The sequence below is a fragment of the Leucobacter insecticola genome (assembly GCF_011382965.1).
Lineage (GTDB): Bacteria > Actinomycetota > Actinomycetes > Actinomycetales > Microbacteriaceae > Leucobacter > Leucobacter insecticola.
The window spans coordinates 2,203,628-2,218,352 of the sequence record NZ_CP049934.1; the positions used below are offsets into that span (position 1 = coordinate 2,203,628).

General features: G+C 64.2%; 16 protein-coding genes and 1 pseudogene. 5 read left to right on the plus strand and 12 right to left on the minus strand.

Annotated elements, in window-relative coordinates; translation table 11 throughout:
* Positions 1–34 precede the first annotated feature (34 nt).
* The 3 genes from G7067_RS10220 to G7067_RS10230 form a co-directional block, all read right to left on the minus strand.
* A complete protein-coding gene (locus G7067_RS10220; protein ID WP_166323984.1) occupies positions 35–598 on the minus strand; it encodes a hypothetical protein in 564 nt (187 codons plus the stop codon).
* 75 nt (positions 599–673) lie between these two features.
* Complete coding sequence (locus G7067_RS10225; RefSeq protein WP_166323986.1) at positions 674–1,069, minus strand: DUF1648 domain-containing protein; 396 nt, start codon at positions 1,067–1,069, stop codon at positions 674–676.
* Entirely contained in the window at positions 1,066–1,491 is a 426-nt protein-coding gene (locus G7067_RS10230; RefSeq protein WP_166323988.1) for a GntR family transcriptional regulator, read from the minus strand. Before G7067_RS10230 ends, G7067_RS10225 begins: the two co-directional genes overlap by 4 nt.
* 88 nt (positions 1,492–1,579) lie before the next feature.
* Between G7067_RS10230 and rsmD the strand changes: the two genes are divergently transcribed.
* Entirely contained in the window at positions 1,580–2,182 is a 603-nt protein-coding gene (gene rsmD, locus G7067_RS10235) for a 16S rRNA (guanine(966)-N(2))-methyltransferase RsmD (RefSeq protein WP_166323990.1), read from the plus strand.
* 52 nt (positions 2,183–2,234) lie between these two features.
* Here the strand turns inward: rsmD and G7067_RS10240 are convergent, their stop codons facing one another.
* Positions 2,235–3,704, minus strand: a complete 1,470-nt coding sequence (locus tag G7067_RS10240; protein WP_166323992.1) for an NAD-dependent succinate-semialdehyde dehydrogenase — start codon at positions 3,702–3,704, stop codon at positions 2,235–2,237.
* 28 nt (positions 3,705–3,732) lie between these two features.
* The gene (gene gabT, locus G7067_RS10245) at positions 3,733–5,070 is read right to left on the minus strand and encodes a 4-aminobutyrate--2-oxoglutarate transaminase (protein WP_166323994.1); all 1,338 of its coding nucleotides are present in this window, start codon (positions 5,068–5,070) and stop codon (positions 3,733–3,735) included.
* Between the two features lie 172 nt (positions 5,071–5,242).
* On the opposite strand from gabT, the gene G7067_RS10250 reads away from it, so the two are divergent.
* Together G7067_RS10250 and G7067_RS14350 are read left to right on the plus strand one after the other, a co-directional pair.
* Positions 5,243–6,298, plus strand: coding sequence for a PucR family transcriptional regulator ligand-binding domain-containing protein (locus G7067_RS10250; RefSeq protein ID WP_244301064.1), 1,056 nt, complete (start codon positions 5,243–5,245; stop codon positions 6,296–6,298).
* On the plus strand, positions 6,295–6,852 hold the full coding sequence (locus G7067_RS14350; RefSeq protein WP_244301065.1) for a PucR family transcriptional regulator: 558 nt from the start codon (positions 6,295–6,297) through the stop codon (positions 6,850–6,852). Before G7067_RS10250 ends, G7067_RS14350 begins: the two co-directional genes overlap by 4 nt.
* A gap of 36 nt (positions 6,853–6,888) precedes the next feature.
* On the opposite strand, the gene thiL is transcribed toward G7067_RS14350, so the two are convergent.
* Positions 6,889–7,872: a thiamine-phosphate kinase gene (gene thiL / locus G7067_RS10255; RefSeq protein WP_244301066.1), complete on the minus strand. Its 984-nt coding sequence runs from the start codon at positions 7,870–7,872 to the stop codon at positions 6,889–6,891.
* Between the two features lie 52 nt (positions 7,873–7,924).
* On the opposite strand from thiL, the gene G7067_RS10260 reads away from it, so the two are divergent.
* The gene (locus tag G7067_RS10260) at positions 7,925–8,419 is read left to right on the plus strand and encodes a DUF3515 family protein (protein ID WP_244301067.1); all 495 of its coding nucleotides are present in this window, start codon (positions 7,925–7,927) and stop codon (positions 8,417–8,419) included.
* A 95-nt stretch (positions 8,420–8,514) separates the two neighbouring features.
* Here the strand turns inward: G7067_RS10260 and G7067_RS14355 are convergent, their stop codons facing one another.
* Positions 8,515–8,958, minus strand: coding sequence for an endonuclease domain-containing protein (locus G7067_RS14355; RefSeq protein ID WP_244301068.1), 444 nt, complete (start codon positions 8,956–8,958; stop codon positions 8,515–8,517).
* Between G7067_RS14355 and G7067_RS14360 the strand changes: the two genes are divergently transcribed.
* Entirely contained in the window at positions 8,959–9,333 is a 375-nt protein-coding gene (locus G7067_RS14360) for a hypothetical protein (protein WP_244301069.1), read from the plus strand. It begins immediately after the preceding gene.
* 220 nt (positions 9,334–9,553) lie between these two features.
* Here the strand turns inward: G7067_RS14360 and G7067_RS10270 are convergent, their stop codons facing one another.
* The 5 genes and pseudogenes from G7067_RS10270 to leuD form a co-directional block, all read right to left on the minus strand.
* A complete protein-coding gene (locus tag G7067_RS10270; RefSeq protein ID WP_205881124.1) occupies positions 9,554–10,672 on the minus strand; it encodes a D-alanine--D-alanine ligase family protein in 1,119 nt (372 codons plus the stop codon).
* Positions 10,669–11,724 (minus strand): NAD(P)H-dependent glycerol-3-phosphate dehydrogenase, encoded by a 1,056-nt coding sequence (locus G7067_RS10275; protein WP_341872822.1) that lies wholly within the window; start codon positions 11,722–11,724, stop codon positions 10,669–10,671. Before G7067_RS10275 ends, G7067_RS10270 begins: the two co-directional genes overlap by 4 nt.
* Positions 11,725–11,786: 62 nt before the next feature.
* Positions 11,787–12,560: a lysophospholipid acyltransferase family protein gene (locus G7067_RS10280; RefSeq protein ID WP_205881125.1), complete on the minus strand. Its 774-nt coding sequence runs from the start codon at positions 12,558–12,560 to the stop codon at positions 11,787–11,789.
* A gap of 74 nt (positions 12,561–12,634) precedes the next feature.
* The gene (gene murA / locus G7067_RS10285) at positions 12,635–14,071 is read right to left on the minus strand and encodes a UDP-N-acetylglucosamine 1-carboxyvinyltransferase (RefSeq protein ID WP_425280713.1); all 1,437 of its coding nucleotides are present in this window, start codon (positions 14,069–14,071) and stop codon (positions 12,635–12,637) included.
* A 50-nt stretch (positions 14,072–14,121) separates the two neighbouring features.
* A pseudogene (gene leuD, locus G7067_RS10290) lies at positions 14,122–14,723 on the minus strand (3-isopropylmalate dehydratase small subunit).
* Between the last annotated feature and the right edge of the window lie 2 nt (positions 14,724–14,725).

Here is a 14,725-nt window from a genome sequence, read left to right on the forward strand (position 1 = left end):
CCCTGATTCTGATTCAGATTCTTCTGCGGTCTCGTCACGCGTCTGTTCGGTCTGCTGCGGCCGCGAGCAACGCGGCGCCCGTCTCAGCGTCGTCGATGGTGACGGTGAAGCTGCGGCCGCCCTTGCGCGTCACGACGATGCCCTCGCCTGTGCGCATGACGAGCCCAAACCCGCCCGGCACCCAGCGCAGCCCCCAGCCACCAAACTCAGAGAACGGCGAGATCTGGGCCACTGCCACCCGCTCGATGTCGGCGGCGGGCACGTGGAAGCGCGGCCAACCCAGCGTCGAGCGGGCTTCGATCCCCGTGTCGTCGATACGCACGCGGAACCAGGAGCAGGTCGCTAGCAGGGAGGTCATCACTACGAAAAGGATCAGGAGCACCAAGCCGCCGACGCCGTCCTGGAGCAGCACCATCACCGCGGTACCCAGGAGCAACAGGAGCGTTCCCCCGACAACCCACAGATACACACCCGACGGGCCCACCCCACCGAGCCACGCGGCCCGTTCCGTGTCACCGAGCGACAGAGGGGCGCTGTCCTCGTCGCGCGGACGTTCGATGCGCACCCGCGGCTGCAACAGAAACGCAAGAAGCCCCACGATAATGCCGACTCCGATGCCGATCGGCAGTCCCCAGGGTGCGTTCGGGACACTCGCGGCATCGCTCGCATCAAGCTACGGGACCATCATCAGCATGATCGCGACTTGAATCATGACAACCGCCCCGAGCATGATCGCGGGGAGGAGACGATTCATCGCGGACCAAACCGCGGCGCCGGGCTTCTGCAGCATCTGAACGCTCTGCAGCAGGGAAAGCGCGGACAAGAACAGGCTAATGCCAAAGATGCCGATGACGTTGAACCACGGGGAACCGAATCCATTCGGCTCACCGTTCATGCCCCAGTGAGTTGCGGTTGGGTTCGGGAGGCGCGGAACCCATAGCGCCATTATCAGTGCTCCGGAAACGGCAACGAGGAGTGGCAAGAACAGCCCGACGAATCTGGCAGCCCTTCTGGCTCGTTTCAGCTCACTGCTTTGTTCTTCGGTCAAAGCGTCGTGCATGTCATTCATATGGCGACCCCTTCCCCTGGTTCATTTGGCCGCGCTGTCCCCGACAGCGCGCGGGTCATGTGTGTGGCACTGTGCGGCGCCGTTCCTGCGACCAATGCCGCAAGCGAATCGGGCGATACCCCGAGCGTCGCGGCACGCTCCACCAGCGACTGCACCTCGGAACGCAACTCGGCTATCGCCGTCGCACCATGTGTCACCACGGCACCCCGTCTGCGTTTCAGGTCAATCAGGCCCTCGTCACGCAGCAGCTGATAAGCGCGCAAGACGGTGTGGACATTGATCCCGAGACCGATGGCGACTTCCTTCGCGGGCGGAAGCGCGGATCCCGCAACGATGTTCCCCTGCAGAATGTCACTGCGAACCGCGTCGGCGATCTGGGCATAGATGGGCCGCTCGCTCGACTCATCAATTCGAAACGGCACGCACGATCACCCCGATTCGACATTAATTCTACAACAAATAGAACTATAGTGCGCAAGATATTCTGAACGGCATTGCTAGAATCTGCGGGTGACTAGAATCATCGCCGGGGCCGCCGGATCGCTGCGCCTCGAGGTGCCCAAGTCAGGCACGCGCCCCACCAGCGGCCGCGTGCGCGAGGCGATCTTCTCGACGCTCGACTCGTGGGGGTTCACCGACGGAACACGAGTCCTCGATCTGTATGCGGGATCCGGCGCTCTCGGACTCGAGGCGCTCAGCCGCGGTGCCAGCGAAGCGGTGCTCGTCGAGAAGCACCCTCAGGCCGCCCAGGTCGCCGACCAGAATGCGAAGAAGGTGTTGGCGGCGATCGCGGCGGCATCGAGGGCAGGATCCGGATCGGGATCCGCTGTGCCCCGCGCCGACGTGATCCGCCAGTCGGTGCAGTCATTTCTCGACGCCGCGCCGGCAGAGGTGCTGTGGGACGTTGCCCTGCTCGATCCCCCCTATGACCTTGTCGAGACCGAGCTCGCGGCGAATCTCACGGCGCTCGCCCCGATCCTGACCCCTGATGCGGTGGTGCTCGTCGAACGCGATGCACGCTCCCCCGAGCCCAGCTGGCCCGCCGCCCTCACGCTGGTGCGTAAAAAAGCCTACGGCGACACCGTGCTGTGGTGGGCTGAACCCGCTGCCTAAAGCAACAGGGGCCCAGGATCCGCGATCCTGAGCCCCTGTGTGTATCTCGCGACTAGGTGCGCGGGATCAGCGTGTACTTCGTGGAGAGGAATTCGTGAATGCCCTCGAAGCCACCCTCGCGACCGATACCCGACTGCTTGACCCCACCGAAGGGTGCCGCGGCGTTTGATGCGAGCCCGGTATTGAGGCCCATCATGCCGGTCTCAAGCTTCTCGATCATGCGGTGACCACGGTGGATGTTCTCCGTGAACACGTAGCTGATCAGGCCGTACTCGGTGTTGTTGGCGATCTCGACGGCTTCCTCCTCGGTGGAGAAGCGCACGATCCCGAGCACCGGCCCGAAGATCTCCTCGCGCATGATCGCAGCCTGCGGGCTCATGTTGTCGATCACCGTGGGCTGGAAGAAGTTGCCCGGGCCGTCGATCGTCTCGCCACCGGTGACGATCGTTGCGCCGGTCTCGACGGCGTCAGCCACGAGACGGGCGGTGTTGCTGACGGCCTTCGCGTCGACCAGTGCGCCGATGTCGTTGCCCTCTTCAGCGCCGCGACCGATAGTCATGGCGGCGACCTTCTCGCCGACGCGACGTGCGAACTCGTCCGCAACGGACTCGTGCACAATAATGCGGTTCGCAGCGGTGCAGGCCTGACCGATGTTCCGGAACTTCGCGAGCAGCACACCCTCGACCGCACGGTCGAGATCCGCGTCTTCAAAGACGATGAACGGCGCGTTGCCGCCGAGCTCCATCGAGGTCCGCAGCACGTTCTGCGCGGCAGCCTCAAGCAGCTTCACGCCGACGGGCGTGGAACCCGTGAACGACAGCTTGCGCAGACGCGGATCGGAGAGGATCGCACTCGACTGCGCACCCGACTTTGAGGTCGGCACCACGTTGACCACACCGGCAGGCACCCCGGCCTCTTCGAGCAGCTGCGCGAAGAAGATGGTGGTCAGCGGCGTCAAAGCGGCCGGCTTGATCACCACGGTGCACCCTGCGGCGAGAGCCGGGGCGATCTTCCGCGTCGCCATTGCGAGCGGGAAGTTCCACGGGGTGATGAAGTAGGTCGGGCCGACCGGCATGTGAGAGACCACCATGTGCCCGGTACCCTCGGGGTTGTCGCGGTAGTCACCGCGCACCCGCACAGCCTCCTCTGAGAACCAGCGCAGGAACTCGCCGCCGTAGTTGACCTCACCGCGCGCCTCAGCGATCGGCTTGCCCATCTCCATACTCATGAGCAGCGCGAAGTCTTCCTTGCGCTCCATCAGCAGGTCGAAGGCGCGACGCAGGATGTTTGAGCGCTCGCGCGTCGGCGTTGCCGCCCATGAGTCCTGCGCAGCAACGGCCGCGTCGAGTGCGCGCACGGCGTCCTCAACGGTCGCATCCGCGATGGTCTTGATGGTCTCGCCGGTGGCGGGATCCTGCACGTCCATCGTCGCGCCGGAGGTCGAGGCCTCCCACTTGCCGCCGATGCCGAGGCCGGTCTGCACGCTGTCGAGCAGCGCCTGTTCGTTGGGCTTCAATGCCATGATGTGTGGTTCCTTTCGAAGGGGAGGATCAGTTGGCGGCGAGGGCGTCTGCGACGACCTGCAGGCCCTCACGGAGCAGTTCGTCGGAGATCGCGAGCGGCGGCAGGAAGCGGACGACGTTGCCGTAGGTACCGCAGGTCAGCAGGACCACGCCCTGCTCGCCCGCCTGCTTTGCGATCGCACCGGTCAGGGCCGCGTTGGGCTCCTGTGAACCGGACACCACAAACTCGACGGCCTTCATCGCGCCGCGGCCACGGACCTCGCCGATGCGGTCATCGTTCTTCGCGAGCTCACCGAAGAACTCGTCGATGATCGCACCAATCTGGCGCGCGCGCTCGGTCAGGTTTTCCTTCTCGTAGGTGTCGATCGTGGCGAGCGCGGCTGCGCACGCAATCGGGCTCCCCGCGTAGGTGCCACCCAGGCCACCGGCGTGCGCGGAATCCATGATCTCGGCGCGGCCGGTCACGGCCGACAGCGGCAGGCCGCCCGCGATGCCCTTTGCGGTGGTCATCAGGTCGGGCACAACACCCTCGTGGTTCGCAGCAAACATGTCGCCGGTGCGAGCGAAGCCGGTCTGCACCTCGTCGAGGATGAAGACAACGTTGTTCGCGGTTGCCCACTCCTGCAGCGCAGGCAGGAAGCCAGCGGCCGGAGCAATGAAGCCGCCCTCGCCCTGGATCGGCTCGATGATGATGGCGGCGAGGTTCGCGGCACCCACCTGCTTTTCGATCTGCGTCAGCGCAACCTTCGCCGCGTCAGCGCCGGAGAGGCCATCGCGGAACGGGTAGGAGGTCGGCACGCGGTAGACCTCGGGAGCGAACGGGCCAAAGCCGTCCTTGTAGGGCATGTTCTTTGCGGTCATGCCCATCGTCAGGTTGGTGCGGCCGTGGTAGCCGTGATCGAACACCACGACGGCGGTCTTCTTGGTGTAGTGACGCGCGATCTTGATCGCGTTTTCGACCGCTTCGGCACCGGAGTTGAAGAGCGCCGAGCGCTTCTCGTGCGTGCCGGGGGTGAGCTCGTTGAGCTTCTCCGCCACCTTCACGTAGCCGTCGTAGGGGGTCACGGTGAAGCAGGTGTGCGTGAACTGCTGCACCTGGTTCACGACCGCCTCAACGACCGCGGGGGCAGAGTTGCCGACGCCGGTCACCGCGATGCCGGATCCGAGGTCGATGAGCGAGTTACCGTCAGCGTCAACCATGACTCCGCCACCGGCTGCCACGATCGAGACGGGCAGAGCAACACCCACGCCAGCGGCAACCGCGGCGTTCTTGCGGGCGAGCATCTCCTGCGATTTCGGGCCGGGGATGCTGGTAACAAGCTTGCGCTCCTGCGGCAGAGAGGGGCCGCCGACAACCTGAGTCATAGAGTTCTCCTTTGGGGGTGTTGGTGTGGCATGCGGCGCACGGGGCGCTGGTGCATGCGGTTCCGGATCAGCCTAACCGTTGGCCGCCAAGTCAAAGCGTGCCAGAATGGAGTGGTTGGAGCCCGAGTTTCACCACTCTGGCAAAGCTTTCCGGTGAGGGTGTGAGGCAGTGATGACGCAGGGCGTTTCGGGGTCTTCCTACCCGACCATCGAACTCGGGGACCTGCTGCACCAGTACGCGCTGAGCCTCGTGGTGATTGCGGGCGCAGGAGACGACACGGACTCCCGCCTCGTGCGCTGGGTGCACAGCAGCGAGCTTGAGGATCCCACCCCTTTTCTTCCCCCGCGCACCGTGCTGCTGACCACGGGGGCCAGATTCTCCGACATCGCCGACCAGCGCACGGCCGATGCCTACGTCCAGCGCCTCATCGCTGCCGACACCACCGCGCTCGGCGTTGCCGTCGGGGTGCACTGGGATCGCGTGCCAGCCACCTTCGTGAGCGCCTGTGACCGCTTGGGCCTGCCGCTCTTTCGCGTGCCGTACGACACGGCCTTCATCGCCGTCACCCAGGCCGCGGCTCGCCTGCTCGACGCGCGCATCCGCGAGCGCGACATCTGGGCCCTCGAATCCCAGCGCGCCGTCACCAACGCGTCGCTGCATAGGAACGGACTCGGCGCCGCGATCCGCGAAGCCTCCTCGCGCTTGGGCGGCTGGGTCGGGATCACGGATCGATCCGGACGCCTGGTCGAGTTTGCGCCGCAGTCGGCCCGCGCCCGCGTGTCAGCCGAGTGGATTCGCCGCGAGACGAGGCGGTTGATCGAGCGCGGCGCGAGCGCGGGCCGGATCGGCACCGGCATGGACAGTGAGGGCTCGGGGCTGCAAATGCACACCCTGGGCCGCGCGGGGCGCGTGCTCGGGTCCTCGTGCTTGAGGATCACGGCGCCCCCGACCATGCCGAACGCGCACTCGTGGGTCTGGTGGCCGCCCTCGCGACGGTGCAGCTTGAGCACCGCAGCGGGCTGGATGCAGCGACTGCAACGCTGCGAACCGCGATCGTGCAGGCGCTGCTCGCGCAGGATCACGAGCTTGCAGCCAAGCTGGCGTCTGGGGTGCTCGCCAGGCTTCCCCGGGATCAGGTCATCGCAGTCAGATTCGCGCCCGATCGTGCTTCGCTCGGTGCCTTTGAGGAAGATCTCGAATCGCTCGATGCTGGCAGCCCCGGCATGATCCGCGCGACACTCGAAGACGGCCCGGTGATCCTCGCGGAGGCCCGCCATCTCCCCGCGCTGCGGCGGCTCTTGCTGGCGTATCGAGTGCCGACGGGGGTCTCGGATCGCGGATCGCTCAGCGAGATCCCTCGGCTCATGAGCGAAGCAGCGCGGGCCCTTGAGCACTCTCTCGCAAACGAAGCCGACGCGCCCGTTGACTATCAGCCGGCCCTGCACGACGGGGTGCTGCACCTTCTCGGGGAGCATCCGGATGCCGCCCAGCGCGCCGCTGGACTGTTGGCCCCGATCCGCAATCACGATACTCGGCACGGCGACACCATCGAGACGAGCCTACGCGTCTGGCTCACTCACCACGGCCAGACCAGCCCCGCCGCGGCCGAGCTCGGAGTACACCGCCACACGCTGCGCGCCCGCGTGCAGACCGCCGCGAACCTGCTGCAGAGCGATCTCGACTCCCCCGACATCCGGGCCGAGCTGTGGGCGGCTCTGCGGTTGGTGAGTGAAAACTCACACCCTAGTGGCGTGTCTCAAGCCCGGGGAGCTGCACCGTAAAGGGATCCCAACCCCGCGGCTCGTAAGGAACCCCGTTCACCAAGAGGTGTCCTGTCGCTTCCGCCTGTTCCCGGAGTACTCCGATCTTGTGGAACCCCGCGGGCAGCTCGGCGTCAGCAGGGAACGTCGCGAGCAGACCGTGATCCTCACCCCCGCAAGCATCGCTTCGACGGGCACGAACTCACCCCCCTGCTCACCGAACGCCGCAATAAGCAGCTCGGGATCAAGATCAATCGCAAGCTCCTGCCCAGATCCGGCGCTGCTTGCACGCGCGAGCCTGTCGGAATCGAGTGAGAGCGAGTCTGAGACGTCCATCATCGAGGTCGCGCCCGCTTCAGAAGCCTGGACACCAAGCCGGATCGGCGGACTCGGCGCGAGCTGCGCCGAGATCAACGCACCGTGGTCCCGCCGGTGCTGCTCAAGCCCACGCGCGTGGGCCACACCGTCCGCATCCACGCCGTCGCTGAACAGCAGCGACAGCCCAAGGCCCGCAAGTCCGAGATCGCCAGCGTATGCGAGCTGGTCACCGGGCTGCGCTCCCGCGCGCGTCACCGGAGGACGCCCGTCCATGTCGCCGAGCGCGGTCACCGCCGCGGTGATCACGGACGCCGTGCCCAGATCTCCACCGACCACGCCGCATCCCGGCGCAAGCTCGGCGCACGCGGTATTCAGCCCGCGCATGATGTCTTCGAGCAGCTCAACGGGAGTGTCGCGGGGCACCGCGAGTGCGACCGTCAGCCCAATCGGCCGCGCGCCCATCGCCGCAACGTCTGAGAGGTTGGTGGCAGCAAGCTTCCACCCCAGTTCATAGCCGCTGTGCCAGGCGCTTCGGAAGTCTGGGCCCTCAATCATCGTGTCACTGGTCACCACCAGCGGTCCGGCGACGCGCAGCACCGCACAGTCATCGCCCGGCCCGAGCGTCGCAGCCTCCGCGGGCACAAGCTGTGCGAGGATCCGCCGCAGCACACCGGCCTCGCCCAGCTCCCCCACGGTCTGATTCAGCTCTTCATCACACTTCACTCCCCCAAGCTATCGCGCGATTCCCCCAGGCACAGTAGATAGGCTTAGGAGCGTGAGTTTCCAACAGGCCAGTTCTCGGCGCGTGCTCTTCTCCACTGCTCTCTCTATCGCCGCTCTCGCTTCGCTCCTCACGGGGTGTTCGGGCGAGGTGCCTCTCGAAGCGGCACCCGACGCCAACAACCCAGCTTGCGCTGATGTCATCGTGCGTCTGCCACAAACCGTCGCGGGCCTTGAACGCCGCGGCACGAACGCGCAGTCGACCGGCGCCTGGGGGAACCCGGCAAGCGTGCAACTGTTCTGCGGGATCGAGCCGAGCGGCCCCACCACTGACACCTGCGTGAACGTCAACGGCGTCGACTGGATCATTGATGAGTCGGCCGCGCCAATCTACCGTTTCGAGGCGTATGGCCGCTCGCCCGGGCTTGAGGTCTATGTGGATTCGGAAAAGCTGAGCGGCACGGATGTCGTCACCGATCTGAGCGCTGTCGCCCGCGAACTCCCCCAGGAGCGCCAGTGCACGAGCCTCGCGGACAATCTCGGAATGTAGCACGTCAGCCGGTACTCACACGTCAACCGGCTGGAAACAGGCCTTTTCTACCGGCTGAGCGGTGAGTACCGGCTGACGTGCTGAACCCAAGCAGGTTAAGCAAGATGCTTCCCTCGCGCGAATGCCCCCAGCACTTTGTCTTGCACCTCCTCCCAGTGATACATCACCTGCGCATATGACACCCTAATGACGGTGTAATTCATCTGAATCAGTTCCGCATCGTGGTCGATATCAGAGTTGCGCTGCTCCCCCGTGTGTGAAGCACCATCAATCTGCAGGATCAGGCGGGCACCGATCAAAATATCCACACGGTGCCCGGCCACGTGCACCTGCTGTACCACTGAGGTCGGCAACCACCGAAGCCGGGACTGAACCAGGGACTCAAGTCCCGAATCCGAGAAGGGTGTGCACTCTTGAAGCAGCTTTCTCGCCGCACCGTTCAGCGGGAGGGTGTTGAGCTGATCGTAGCGAATGAGCTGCCTATTGAGCGCGGATTCCCAGATAACGAGTGCATCCTCTCTCGACTGACACTCGGCCACGTGGCACAGCACATTCTCAATTCGATCGACCAGAGCATACGGCGGGCGCAAGACCTGTGGCTTTCTCCAGTGGACAGTCGCGGCAATCTGTCCGATCTTCGCGCCCGGGCCGGGCGGCGCTACATGAAGCTGTGCAGGTGCCTGACGAACCCAGAGCCGCAGCCGCTTTGCCTGAGTAACGCAGCTCAACACCACGTGATGCCTTGCGGCGAAGAGGAGTTCAGGATCAGCGCCGGGGAGCGCAAGCCATCCACGTTGCGGACGAAAAACTTCACCTCGGCTCAGGGCACGTTCAAGGTCCGCCCGTTTTACGTCAGACTCATACAATTGTGCGGTTCGCAAAATCCCATCGTGCTTGCGAAGCAACTGCTGTAGGGCCACCATGCCTTAGAGCCTGCCCCAATTGGTCCGGTTCATGTAACTACAGGGAAATCTGTGGAAAACTGGTTCAGATCCGCAATTGAGGGCAGGTGTGAGCGGAGATTGAGCCAGCAACCTTCTGCACGTCAGCCGGTACTCACACGTCAACCGGCTGGAAACAGGCCTTTTCTACCGGCTGAGCAGTGAGTACCGGCTGACGTGCAGAACGACGGCGCTAGTAGGAGGCAGGTCTCTCGATCGCAAGCTCGATGAGCTCGGTAATCAGCTCGGTGTACCCTAGGCCAGACTCCTGCCACAGCCGCGGGTACATCGAGATCGGCGTGAACCCCGGAAGGGTGTTGATCTCGTTCAGCACAGGACCGTCCGCCGTCAGGAAGAAGTCGATGCGCGACAGCCCCGCGCACTGCGCAACTTCAAAGGCAAGCACGGCAGCATCGCGGATCGCGGTGAACTCTTCCGGGGTGACCTTCGCCGGCAGCGCAAGATCAACGCCGGAGGCCCCCAGGTACTTCGCCTCAAAATCGTAAAACTCGCGCCCACTCATCACGATCTCGCCAATCACGCTGCTCGTGCGAGGCGCAGCGTCACCGCGACCCTCGAGCACGGCAATCTCAACCTCACGGCCAGTCACGCCCGACTCGATCAGCACCGTGCGATCCTCAGCGAACGCCACTTCAAGCGCCGCCGGGATCTCTGAAGCCTCTGTCACACGGCTCACCCCCACGCTCGATCCGGCCCGCGCGGGCTTCACAAACAGCGGGTAGTTCAGCCCCTCGTCAAGGTGCTCAGCGAGATAGGGATCCCGTTCGAGTTGCTGTTTCGTCACCGTTCGCCACGGTGCCACCGCTATTCCAGCATCCGCGAGGATCGTCTTCACCGCGTGCTTGTCCATGCACAGCGCGGATCCCAACACCCCGCTGCCCACATAGGGCAGGTCGATAAGGTCAAGCATCCCTTGGATCGTGCCGTCTTCACCGTAGGGTCCGTGCATCATCGGCAGCACAGCGTCGATGTGCCCGAGTGTGCGGAGCGCCCCCGACTGGTCAATAAGCGTCAACGAGCGCGTCTGCGTCGACGCTGGCCACAGCACCCGCGTGCCGTTGTCCAGCACCTCGGGGAGAGCCCCGGCCTCGAGCTCATAACCGGAAAGGTCTTCCTCCTGCATCAGCACCGTCGCGCCGTGCTTCGTGATTCCGACCGGGATCACGTCGAACAGCTCTCGATCAATCGCCCGCAACACGCCAGCGGCCGTCACACAGCTAATGCCGTGTTCACTTGAGCGGCCGCCAAAAAGCAGGACGACAGTACGCTTCACAGTGGCAATGGAGTTCACTCTGTGCTTCCCTTCATGCGCGCAAGAAAACGCTTCCAACGGCTGGGCCGTTCTCCGCCAAGACGAAGCTCTGGGCGAGGCACGTCATCCTCGGTCGCGAGGTGCGGACCGAGCTGCTGCGGGGCCATGGTGCCACTCAGGACCATGTGCACCTGCTCGACGATCGGCATCACAATGCCGCGTTCGCGGGCAAGCTCGAGCACCGGCGGGACCGAGGTGATGCCCTCAGCGGTCTGCTGCATTTGCTCTCGGGTCTCTTCCTGGGTGTAGCCCTGGCCAATGAGGCGCCCGGCGGTGTTGTTGCGCGATAGCGGCGACTGGCAGGTGGCGATCAGGTCGCCGAGTCCGGCGAGCCCCGAAAGGGTGACGGGATCCGCGCCGGATGCAACGGCAAACTCGGTCATCTCCGCGAGCCCGCGCGTGATGATCGCGGCCTTCGTGTTCTCGCCGTAGCCAACGCCGTCGACGATGCCAATGGCAAGTGCGATGAGGTTTTTCAGCACGCCGCCGAGCTCCGTCCCCACCACATCGGTGTTGAAGTAGCTGCGGAAGTAAGGTGCGGAGCAGGCGGTCGCAATAAGTTGCGCGACCTGCATGTCCACGCACGACGCCACGGCGCCCGTGGGCTGCTCCTTCGCGATCTCGAGTGCGATGTTTGGCCCGGACACGACGCCAATCCGTTCCGGCCCGATGTCCAAGGTGTCGGCGATCACCTCCGACATGCGCATGGTGGTGGTCTGCTCGACTCCCTTGACCAGGCTGACGAGCACGCTCCGATGCTCTAGGAATGGCTCAAGTTCGAGGAGGTTCTGGCGCAACGTTTGGCTCGGCACCGCGAGAAAAACGAGCTGCGCGCCCTTCAGCGCGATCTCGAGAGAGTCCGTCGCTTTCAGGTTCTTAGGGAGGTTGATGCCGGGCAAATACTGGCTGTTCCGCTTTGCGACCTGTATTTCTTGCGCGACCTCGGGGCGACGCGCCCACACGGTCACATCGCAGCCAGCATCGCTGAGCACCTTGGCAAAAGTGGTGCCCCAACTGCCCGAACCAATCACGGCAACCTTGCGCCCGCGGTTACGCGTTCCCTTTCCAGATCCGAGTGGAACAGATTTGACGTTCAAAAGCGGCCCGTTTCACTCTGTTGGTGTTTACTCGGATCCCAGCGCTCGGCCGGGGGCTCTTCGCCGCGCAGCTCAGCAAGCAGCGCCGTAATCGCGTCCATCAGCAGACTCGTCGCCTCGTTGATCGTCTGCTGATCGAGCGTGCGATCCTTGAACTTGCTGAGGTCGAGCGGCTCACCGATCGCAACCTCGATGGTCTTACGTGGGAAGGGGCGGATCCGCTTCGCGTAGCGCGGCATCAGCTTCTCGGTACCCCAGTGAGCGGCCGGGATCAGCGGCACGCCGGATTCCAGTGCGAGTCGCACTGCACCGCTCTTACCCCGCATGGGCCAGAGGCCAGGATCCCGCGTCAGCGTGCCCTCAGGGTAGACAACAACAGCTGCCTCTTGCTCGATGAGCTGAGCGGCGGCGCCCATCGGGTTCTTGCCATCGCGACTCGGGATCGCGCCCGTGCGCTCGACCGGAATCTGCCCGGTGGAACGCATGAGCGCCCCCAAGACTGGCACTTTAAACAGGCTGGCCTTTGCCATGAAGCGCGGTGCCCGGCCGAGATGCCACACGGCGGCGCCCATGGCGATAGGGTCAAGCTCGCTGAAGTGATTCGGCGCGATGATAAACGGCCCTGACTGCGGCAGCTTCGATGCGGGTGTGAAGCGATAGCGCGCCATCAGCGACCACAGAGGCAGGATCAGGGTCGCCAGCACCCAGAAGAGGCTGGGCCGCCGTTTCTCTGCTGAGCGGAGGCTCCGCAGCTTCACCGTTTCAGTCATGCTTCGATTATCTCGGAGTCCGCTTCCCACAGCTGCATGACAGCTCGGAAACCGCAGAATCGTCGAGCCACCCGCTAGCTTTCGAACACAAAGTCTGCACCGAGCAGCCGCAGCTTCTCAATGAAGTTTTCGTAACCGCGCGAGATAATGCCGAGGTTTGTGACTTTAGACTGCCCCTCGGCCGTAAGCGCTGCGATGAGGTGGCTGAAGCCGCCACGCAGGTCCGGCACCTCGATATCCGCTCCCCTGAGCGGCACCGGTCCCGTAATCACAGCCGCCTGCTCGAATTCGCGGCGCTTCACGCGCCTGCGCGGATCGCTCAAACCGTCCTTGTACACGGTAATGTCGGCGCCCATCTTATTGAGGGCGTCCGTGAATCCGAAACGGTTCTCGTAGACGGTCTCGTGGATCGTCGACACGCCCTGCGCCTGCGTCAGCGCCACCACGAGCGGCTGCTGCCAGTCGGTCATGAAGCCGGGGTGCACGTCTGTCTCAATGGTGACGGGCTTCAGGTCACCGCCGGGGTGCCAGAACCGAATACCGTCGTCGTGCACGTCGAAGTCACCGCCGACCTTGCGGAACACGTTCAAGAAGGTCATCATCTCTTCTTGCTTCACACCGCCAACAAACACGTCGCCCTTGGTGGCGAGGGCGGCGGCGGCCCAGCTTGCGGCCTCATTCCGGTCGAAAATCGCGCGGTGATCGTACCCGCGCAGCTCGGGGACGCCCTCGATGAAGATCACTCGGTTCGGCTCGACGGAGATGATCGCGCCCATCTTCTGCAGGATGCAAATGAGGTCGATAATTTCCGGCTCGATCGCCGCGTTGCGCAGCTCGGTCTGTCCCTCAGCAAGCACTGAGGTGAGCAGGACCTGCTCGGTCGCACCCACAGAGGGGTAGGGCAACTCGATGTTGGCGCCCTTCAGCCCGTGCGGGGCAGTCAAGCTGATCCCGCTCGGAAGCTTTTCAATGACGGCGCCAAATTTGCGCAGCGCATCAAGGTGGAAATCGATCGGGCGATCGCCGATCCTGCAGCCACCGAGGTCGGGAATGAACGCCTCGCCCAGTCGGTGCAAGAGAGGTCCGCAGAACAGGATCGGGATCCGCGACGAGCCCGCGTGAGCGTCGATGTCGGCCTGGTGCGCAACTTCAACGTTCGAGGGGTCGAGGCGCCACTCGCCAGGATCGTCCCCGCGCGTGATCAGCACACCATGCAGTGCCAGCAGCCCCGCCACCACGCGCACATCGGAAATGTTAGGGACATTGCGCAGCACACTCGGTGACTTCCCGAGCAGCGCCGCCACCATCGCCTTGGTCGCGAGGTTCTTGGCGCCGCGTACCTCGATGCGTCCCTTGAGTGGACGCCCGCCGTTGATGATGATTTCGTCGGAGGTCAGGCCAACACGCGCGCCTGCCTTCTGCGCATCAAGTTTGCGGCCGGCCGCTTCAAGATCTTCGGGCGACTGCGCGAGCTTCTCAGCTTCGTCCGAGGTCGCATCATGCTCTGCAATGCTCATGTTCTGCGACTCCTGCTCATCAACCTCAAGGGTGTTCTGGGTATTCACTCGGCTCCCACCGGTAGTGTCTTGGGCATCCAACTCGGGCGATGCGCTTCGAACTCGGTGATCTTGTCTTCGCTGCGCAGCGTCAGGGAGATGTCGTCGAGACCCTCCATCAGGCGCCAGCGAGTGTAATCATCGACGTCAAAAGGCACGGTGAGCTCCCCCACTGTGACCGTGCGGTCCTCAAGGCTGACGGTGAGCTGCGTGCCGGGCGCAGCATCAATTGCCGCCCACAGCCGCTCAACATCAGCCTCGCTCACCTGCGCCGCGAGCAAACCCTGTTTGCCCGAGTTGCCGCGGAAAATGTCTGCGAATCGGGCAGAGATGACGACCCTGAAACCAAAATCTCGCAGCGCCCACACGGCATGCTCCCGAGAGGATCCAGTGCCAAAGTCCGGTCCTGCGACAAGGATCTCGGCCCCTGATACTGCGGCTGATTCAGCACAAAATCTGGATCCTGACGCCAGTGATAGAACAGGGCGTCGTCGAAACCGGTCTTCGTGACACGCTTCAAGAAGACCGCGGGAATGATCTGGTCCGTATCAACATTTGAGCGTTTCAGGGGCGCGGCCAAGCCGGTCATCGTGGTGAACTTGTCCATGA